General features: G+C 33.3%; 10 protein-coding genes. 8 read left to right on the forward strand and 2 right to left on the reverse strand.

Features of this window, described 5'->3' with window-relative positions; translation table 11 throughout:
- The first annotated feature begins 55 nt into the window (after window positions 1–55).
- The 5 genes from tenA to yidC all read left to right on the forward strand — a co-directional run bounded on the left by tenA (window position 56) and on the right by yidC (window position 3,940).
- A complete protein-coding gene (gene tenA / locus CD128_RS06315) occupies window positions 56–745 on the forward strand; it encodes a thiaminase II (RefSeq protein WP_103298007.1) in 690 nt (229 codons plus the stop codon).
- Window positions 738–1,559, forward strand: a complete 822-nt coding sequence (gene thiD, locus CD128_RS06320) for a bifunctional hydroxymethylpyrimidine kinase/phosphomethylpyrimidine kinase (RefSeq protein ID WP_103329183.1) — start codon at window positions 738–740, stop codon at window positions 1,557–1,559. The genes tenA and thiD overlap by 8 nt, the downstream gene beginning before the upstream one ends.
- Complete coding sequence (thiM, locus tag CD128_RS06325; RefSeq protein WP_103329184.1) at window positions 1,552–2,343, forward strand: hydroxyethylthiazole kinase; 792 nt, start codon at window positions 1,552–1,554, stop codon at window positions 2,341–2,343. Before thiD ends, thiM begins: the two co-directional genes overlap by 8 nt.
- Window positions 2,344–2,982, forward strand: coding sequence for a thiamine phosphate synthase (thiE, locus tag CD128_RS06330; protein WP_103329185.1), 639 nt, complete (start codon window positions 2,344–2,346; stop codon window positions 2,980–2,982). It begins immediately after the preceding gene.
- Window positions 2,983–3,070: 88 nt separating this feature from the next.
- Entirely contained in the window at window positions 3,071–3,940 is an 870-nt protein-coding gene (gene yidC / locus CD128_RS06335) for a membrane protein insertase YidC (RefSeq protein ID WP_103329186.1), read from the forward strand.
- Window positions 3,941–4,003: 63 nt separating this feature from the next.
- Here yidC and CD128_RS06340 read toward each other — a convergent pair whose 3' ends face one another.
- Both CD128_RS06340 and cls read right to left on the reverse strand, forming a co-directional pair.
- Complete coding sequence (locus tag CD128_RS06340; protein WP_103329187.1) at window positions 4,004–4,654, reverse strand: HD domain-containing protein; 651 nt, start codon at window positions 4,652–4,654, stop codon at window positions 4,004–4,006.
- 64 nt (window positions 4,655–4,718) lie between these two features.
- Window positions 4,719–6,203 carry a cardiolipin synthase gene (cls, locus tag CD128_RS06345; protein ID WP_103329188.1) on the reverse strand — a complete coding sequence of 495 codons (1,485 nt, stop codon included), beginning with the start codon at window positions 6,201–6,203 and terminating at the stop codon, window positions 4,719–4,721.
- A gap of 201 nt (window positions 6,204–6,404) precedes the next feature.
- Here cls and csoR point away from each other — a divergent pair, with 201 nt between their 5' ends.
- From csoR to CD128_RS06360, 3 genes are all read left to right on the forward strand, one after another.
- Window positions 6,405–6,686, forward strand: a complete 282-nt coding sequence (csoR, locus tag CD128_RS06350) for a copper-sensing transcriptional repressor CsoR (protein ID WP_380493284.1) — start codon at window positions 6,405–6,407, stop codon at window positions 6,684–6,686.
- A gap of 11 nt (window positions 6,687–6,697) precedes the next feature.
- Window positions 6,698–6,904: a putative copper chaperone CsoZ gene (csoZ, locus tag CD128_RS06355; protein WP_103329190.1), complete on the forward strand. Its 207-nt coding sequence runs from the start codon at window positions 6,698–6,700 to the stop codon at window positions 6,902–6,904.
- A 109-nt stretch (window positions 6,905–7,013) separates the two neighbouring features.
- Window positions 7,014–7,151 carry an Lmo0850 family protein gene (locus CD128_RS06360; protein ID WP_103329191.1) on the forward strand — a complete coding sequence of 46 codons (138 nt, stop codon included), beginning with the start codon at window positions 7,014–7,016 and terminating at the stop codon, window positions 7,149–7,151.
- The last annotated feature ends 165 nt before the right edge of the window (window positions 7,152–7,316 follow it).

Raw genomic sequence — 7,316 nt, forward strand, 5'->3', positions numbered from 1 at the left:
ATTTCTGCGTTGATACGTTGAAATGTAGTTTTTTTATTTTAAGGAGGAATTATAAATGAGCTTTTCAACTGAGTTAAAGGAAGCAGCACAACCTATTATTGAACAAATTTATAAAGATGGATTTATTCAAGATTTATTAAAAGGTCAATTATCTAAACAAGCTGTGCGTCAATATTTACGTGCAGATGCTTCATATCTAAAAGAATTTACTAATTTATATGCACTATTAATTCCTAAAGCGCCTACTATGACTGATGTGAAATTTTTAGTAGAACAAATTGAATTTATGTTAGACGGAGAAGTAGAAGCGCATGAGATTTTAGCAGATTATATTAATGAACCGTACGAAGAAATCGTTCGCGAAAAAGTATGGCCTCCAAGTGGAGATCATTACATTAAACATATGTATTATCACGCTTATGCTCATGAAAATGCGGCATATACTATCGCAGCAATGGCGCCATGTCCATATGTTTATGAAGTGATAGCAAAAATGGCATTAGAAGATCAAAATTTAAATAGAGACGTCATTACTGCTAGATGGTTCGATTTTTATAGTACTGAAATGCGTCCTTTAATTGAAGTATTTGATCGTATGTTAGATGAACTAACTGAAAATTGTACTGATCAAGAGAAACATGAGATTAAAGAAAGCTTCTTACAAAGTACTATCCATGAACGTAATTTCTTTAATATGGCTTACATAAATGAACAATGGGATTTTGGAGGAAAAGAACATGAATAAACCAAAAATTGCTTTAACAATCGCAGGTACCGACCCATCAGGTGGTGCTGGTGTAATGGCAGATTTAAAATCATTTCACGCTTGTGGTGTTTATGGCATGGCTGCAATTACTAGCATTGTGGCTCAAAACACTAAAGGTGTTCAACACATTCATAATTTAGAAACGAGTTGGGTTAAAGAACAACTTGATAGCGTATTTGATGATGAATTACCACAAGCTATTAAAACAGGTATGATTGCTACGCACGAGACAATGGAACTCGTACAAGAATATTTAAAAAAACATTCTGATATTCCATACGTTATTGATCCTGTTATGTTAGCTAAAAGTGGTGACTCTTTAATGGATGACGCGACTAAAAAACATTTACAAAGCACGTTATTACCGTTAGCTGATGTTGTAACGCCTAATATACCTGAAGCAGAAGAAATTACTGGTCTAAAAATTGATAACGAAGAAAGTATTCGTAAAGCAGGACACATCTTTATTAATGAAATCGGTAGTAAAGGCGTTGTTATTAAAGGGGGACATTCAGCTGATTTAAATAACGCTAAAGACTTCTTGTTTACTAAAGACGACGTTTATACATTTGAAAATAAACGCTTTGATACACCACACACGCATGGTACTGGTTGTACATTTTCAGCGGTAATAACAGCAGAACTTGCTAAAGGGAAATCGATTTATGAAGCGGTTAAAAAAGCTAAGGAATTTATTTCATTAAGTATCGAATATACACCGGAAATTGGCCAAGGTCGTGGGCCAGTTAACCACTTTGCATATATGAAGAAAGTAGGATTAGACGATGAATAATTTAGAGAAATTAAGAAATGAAAATCCATTAGTTGTTTGTTATACCAATGATGTCGTTAAAAACTTCACTGCAAATGGTTTATTAAGTATTGGAGCAAGCCCAGCAATGAGTGAAGCACCTGAAGAGGCAGAAGAGTTTTATAAAGTGGCAGGTGCTTTATTAATCAATATTGGTACATTAACTAAAGCAAATGAAGAAGATATTTTAAAAATTGGTAAAATCGCAAACCAACAAGGTGCGCCAATTGTATTCGATCCGGTAGCGGTTGGAGCTTCAACCTATCGTAAACAATTTTGTCAAAAATTCTTATCTGAAGTTAAAGTGTCAGTAATTAAAGGTAATGCGTCAGAAATCTTAACATTAGTTGATCCGAATACAACGATGAAAGGCACAGATGGTGATGCTAATCTAGATGCTGTTACAATCGCTAAAAAAGCATATCAGAAGCTCAATACAGCTATTGTATTAACAGGTAAAGAAGATGTCATTGTTCAAAATAACAAAGTGGTTCAGTTATCAAATGGTTCGCCGCTTTTAGCGAAGATTACAGGAGCAGGATGCTTATTAGGTGGTTTAGTAGCAAGTTTCTTATTCAGAGAAACACACCCATCATTGCAAGTTCTTGAAGAAGCAGTAAGTTTCTATAATATTGCTGCAGAAATTGCTGAAAAGGATGAACAAGTTAAAGGACCAGGCACATTCTTATCTCATTTATTAGATGAAATGTACCAATTAGAATATTCAACTTATGAACAACATGTTAAACGTTTAGAGGTGCAATAGATGTTTAAAGCTAGTGATTTAAATGTGTACTTTATATGTGGAACACAAGACGTCCCAGAAGGTAATGACATTCAAACTATTTTAAAAGAGGCACTTGAAGCGGGAATTACTTTATTTCAATTTCGTGAAAAGGGACCAAAGACTTTAGTAGGCGAAGAGAAAGTGAAATTAGCACAGCAATTACAATCACTATGTCGTGATTACAACGTCGCATTTCTAGTTAATGATGATGTTGATTTAGCAGAACAAATTGATGCTGATGGCATACATGTAGGTCAAGATGATGCTCAAGTTGCTACTTTCGCTCAACGTTTTAATGAAAAAATTATTGGTTTAAGCGTAGGAAATGTGGAAGAATACAAACATTCAGATTTAACTCATGTAGATTATATCGGCGTAGGTCCTATGTATGCTACACCTTCTAAAGCAGATGCAAGTGAGCCTGTAGGTCCAGAGATGATCCAAACATTAAAAGAGATAAATCCAACGTTACCTATGGTGGCTATAGGCGGTATTACTGAAGATAATGTAGGTCAAATCGCAGAAGCAGGGGCGGATGGCATTTCTGTTATTTCGGCGATTGCTCGTAGTCACAATATTGACAAGACTGTTACTAAATTTCAGAGTTATTTCAAATAAATGTTAGTTTTTTTCTTTTTTTGTTTTCTAGTACACTCTGATTATGATAAAATAAGCCCTATGTGAATATATCAATAGAGGTGTAAAAATGAAGAAGAAAGCGTTACTACCTTTGTTATTAGGGGTAATGGTCTTTTTAGCTGGATGTGATTATTCTAAATCTAGTAATAGAGATGGATTTTTTTATAACACATTCGTAGAACCAATGTCTAGAGTATTACATTGGTTAGGCCATTCAGTATTTAATGATGATTATGGTATTGCCATCATCGTGTTAGTATTAATTATTCGTATTATCTTATTACCTTTCATGCTTTCAAACTACAAAAATAGTCATATGATGCGTGAAAAAATGAAAGTTGCTAAACCTGAAGTAGATGGCGTACAAGAAAAAGTTAAACGTGCGCGTACTCAGGAAGAAAAAATGGCAGCTAACCAAGAAATGATGGAAGTTTATAAAAAATATGATATCAATCCTATGAAGAGTGCTTTAGGTTGTTTACCTGTACTTATTCAAATGCCAGTCGTAATGGGATTATACTTTGTATTAAGATATCGTATTGGAGGCGGTATTGCTGAACATCCACACTTCTTATGGTTTAACTTAGTACATCCTGATATTTGGATTACTATCATTGCCGGCGTACTTTACTTTATCCAGGCTTGGGTTTCAAGTAAACAAATGCCTCAAGAACAACGTCAAATGACATATATGATGATGATTATTTCACCAATTATGATCATTTGGATTTCATTAAGTTCAGCATCAGCATTAGGCTTATACTGGTCAGTCAGTGCGGCGTTCTTAATTGTCCAAACATTCTTTGCAAACATGCATTATGAAAAGGTTGCAAAAAGAGAAGTTGCGCCAATGATTGAGAAATTTGAAAATAAAAATGACTCAAAAAAAGGCAAAAACACCCAAGTTGTTTCTAAAAACAACAAAAAGAAAAAATAAAGATACTAGCATTTAATATAAAGAGGTTGAACAATTTTTATTGTTCAACCTCTTTTTTAGATACTATTCATTTGAAATATGCCATTCAGTATAAAACTGATTTAAAAATTGTTCCATAAAATCGTGGCGTTGTTGCGCAAGTTCTTTTCCGGTAGAAGTATGCATTAAATCTTTTAACTTTAATAATTTGTCATAAAAATGGCGAATCGCTGATGGAGGTAGTGAAGGAATTGTCTGTGTTGATGGCACGTTGTCGTTTGGTGATTCTGTCCACATCGGCTCAGCGAAATGACCAGCAAATTGAAAGGTTCTAGCAATACCTATCGCACCAATAGCATCTAAGCGATCGGCGTCTCGCACAATTTGACCTTCGATTGATAATTCAACGTTATTATTTTTACCATTGCGGTAACTTAAGTTTTGAATAATATGTAGAATATGATTTTGAGTAGCCTCATCTATTTCTAGTGTTGTCAAAAATTCTAACAATAGTCGAACTGCTTCTTCTTTATTAGTTAACTTATCATCTATCACGTCATGTAGTAGAGCGGCTAATGTAATAGTTAATTCGTCGCCTTGTTGTTCTTGTACTCTGATACGTTGAGCAAGTAGTGTTACTCTTTCCACATGGGCAATGTCATGACCTGAATAATCATCCTTATGAAAGTTTTGCATATATTCTCGTGTTAAAGTAACTATTTGATGGTAATCCATAATAAACTCCTTTTCAAAAAATAAAATAAGAGGCTAGGATACCTAAGCCTCTCTGATATAAAAATTAAAGAATTGGAGAAAGTAATTGAGAAATACCTTCTTTAAATTTAATCCAAGTACTTCGTTTAGCGTAAAGCTCTTTAGTCAAACGATAGGAAACTTTCATGTCTTGGATAAACGCATCTTTTAATTGACGTGCTACTTCATCATCGTAAACAAAAGCATTTACTTCAAAATTTAAAACGAAACTACGATTATCCATGTTTGCAGTTCCTACTGTAGCAATTTCATCATCAATAATCAGTGTCTTAGAATGTAAGAAACCATTATCATATTGATAAATCTTAACGCCTGCATTTAATAAAGAAGCTGCATTCTTTAATGTAGCCCAATACACAAATGGATGGTCGGGCATACTAGGAATCATCAAATTGACTTCTACGCCACCTAATGCTGCAATCTTAATTGCATCAAGGAATGCTTGGTCAGGAATGAAGTAAGGAGATTGAATATAAATTGATTCTCTTGCAGATGAAATCATTTTTAAATAACCATATTTAATTTGTTCCCAATCTTCATCAGGTCCACTTGAAGCAATTTGAACCCCAATAGAGCCACCTGAATCAACATCAGGGAAATAACGGTCATCATATTCAATAAAGTCACGACTTGATTGAGAATTCCAATCTAGAATAAAGCGTAATTGAAGCGCGTTGACTGAGTCACCTTCAAGACGTAAATGCGTATCTCTCCAATACCCAAATTTCTTATCTTTTCCAAGATATTCATCGCCTACATTAAATCCGCCAACGTAACCAATTTTACCGTCAATAATCACGATTTTTCTGTGGTTACGGTTGTTCATTCGTAAATTGATTAGCGGCAGTTTAGAAGGAAAGAACGATTCTACGTGTGCGCCTTTCTCTCTAAAATGTTTGATATCTTTTTTACGTAATGTTCTAGATCCCATATCGTCGTATAACATTTTAACTTCTAAGCCTTCATCAAGTTTTTCTTCAAGCACAGAGAGTATACGACGGCCTAAACCATCACTTTTGAAAATGTAGTACTGAATATGTATATAGTCTTGTGCATTTTTGATATCTTCAATTAATGCCTCAAATTTATCATGGCCATCAGTAAAAATTTTAATACGATTATCTGTCGTTAAAAAGGCTGCATTATTAAATAACAGCATGCGGACCATTTCTTTAAACTTAACGATTTGATGATTGCCTTTTGAAAAATCTTCGCTCTCTAAAGCGTCGATTTGTTCGTCCACAATCATTGCTAGTCCTTTACGATCTTCTTTATTCAATTTGAAAATTTGATCTTTTTGAATTTGACGGCCTAACAATAAGTATAATATGAAGCCGATAATAGGCAGAAATACTAAAACTAGAAGCCATGCCCAAATAGAACCAGCACTGCGACGTTCCATAAAGATAATAACGAACGCGAAAATTAAGTTTAAAAGAAAGGCAGAAATTAAGATAATGTTAATAATCAAAGTTGAATGGGCAAAAGCCATTGAAAAAAGTTCTAACATTTTGTGCCTCCCTTTAAAGTTATCATTCTTGCAAAAAGTATAAGTTTTTTATTACTTTTCTTAATAAGTATTGTATCATGCAGAATTCAAAATGACACAATCAATTTTAAGCTATAAAAGTTAATGCATTTGACGAAAAGTATCATTAAACTATACGATATTATAGAATAAAAGAAAGGGTGAACTACCTTGTCGAGTGAAATGCATGCACACCATTCTGAACAGATGAAATTGAATTTAAAATCAAGGCTCAATCGCATCGAAGGGCAAGTGAGAGCAATCAATCGTATGATTGAAGACGATGTGTATTGTGATGATGTGTTAACTCAAATAAGAGCTACAAGATCAGCACTTAATAGTGTTGCGACGAAATTGTTAGATTATCATATGAAAAGTTGTATCATGGATAAAGTAAACAATGGTGCGCAAGAAGAAGCAATGGAAGAATTATTAGTGACTTTTCAAAAGTTAATGAAAGACTAGGAGAATAAAAAATGGCTAAAAGTACTATAAACATTGAAGGATTAGAAACAAGTGAACAAGCTACTCAATTACAACATCGCTTATCTCAAATGATTGGTGTTAAAGAAGTTGAAGTAAGTGCAGAACACAAATCTGTAGTAATTGAATACGAAACGCCTACAAATTTAAATAGTATCGAAAAAGAAATTTATGATGATGGATTTAAAGTATTAAATTAATTTACGAAGTTTTTAATAAAAAATTAAAAATTATTTTTTAAATTGTGTGGTAAATCTAATTTAATTGGGGTAGTATAACCTTGAAAGTCAAAAAACGAGGTGATTACCAATGAGTAAATCGGATAAGATACAAAATGTAGTCAAATTATTATCATCTTTAGGTGTGAATATTAAAAAAACAAAATCTCGTTTAGACATCATCAACACTTTGCCTACATCATCACAAGTACAACACGAACTAAAATAATTTATACGAAAAGACGCTTAATCATATAACTTTATGATTAAGCGTCTTTAATTTTTTTAGGCTCTATAATAAATCGAACTGATGACTAAAAATCATCAGTCCAATTTTTATGTTTTGAATACAAAAATAGCGCAATTACCTCTATAATTATTAGCTACCACACCA

The organism is Staphylococcus croceilyticus (genome assembly GCF_002902575.1).
Classification (GTDB): Bacteria; Bacillota; Bacilli; order Staphylococcales; family Staphylococcaceae; genus Staphylococcus; species Staphylococcus croceilyticus.

Excerpts from the sequence above, each read along its gene's own strand:
- tenA (WP_103298007.1), top strand. The coding sequence starts at position 56 with ATGAGCTTTTCAACTGAGTTAAAGGAAGCAGCACAACCTATTATTGAA.
- thiD (WP_103329183.1), top strand. The coding sequence starts at position 738 with ATGAATAAACCAAAAATTGCTTTAACAATCGCAGGTACCGACCCATCA.
- thiM (WP_103329184.1), top strand. The coding sequence starts at position 1,552 with ATGAATAATTTAGAGAAATTAAGAAATGAAAATCCATTAGTTGTTTGT.
- thiE (WP_103329185.1), top strand. The coding sequence starts at position 2,344 with ATGTTTAAAGCTAGTGATTTAAATGTGTACTTTATATGTGGAACACAA.
- yidC (WP_103329186.1), top strand. The coding sequence starts at position 3,071 with ATGAAGAAGAAAGCGTTACTACCTTTGTTATTAGGGGTAATGGTCTTT.
- CD128_RS06340 (WP_103329187.1), bottom strand. The coding sequence starts at position 4,654 with ATGGATTACCATCAAATAGTTACTTTAACACGAGAATATATGCAAAAC.
- cls (WP_103329188.1), bottom strand. The coding sequence starts at position 6,203 with ATGTTAGAACTTTTTTCAATGGCTTTTGCCCATTCAACTTTGATTATT.
- csoR (WP_380493284.1), top strand. The coding sequence starts at position 6,405 with ATGCATGCACACCATTCTGAACAGATGAAATTGAATTTAAAATCAAGG.
- csoZ (WP_103329190.1), top strand. The coding sequence starts at position 6,698 with ATGGCTAAAAGTACTATAAACATTGAAGGATTAGAAACAAGTGAACAA.
- CD128_RS06360 (WP_103329191.1), top strand. The coding sequence starts at position 7,014 with ATGAGTAAATCGGATAAGATACAAAATGTAGTCAAATTATTATCATCT.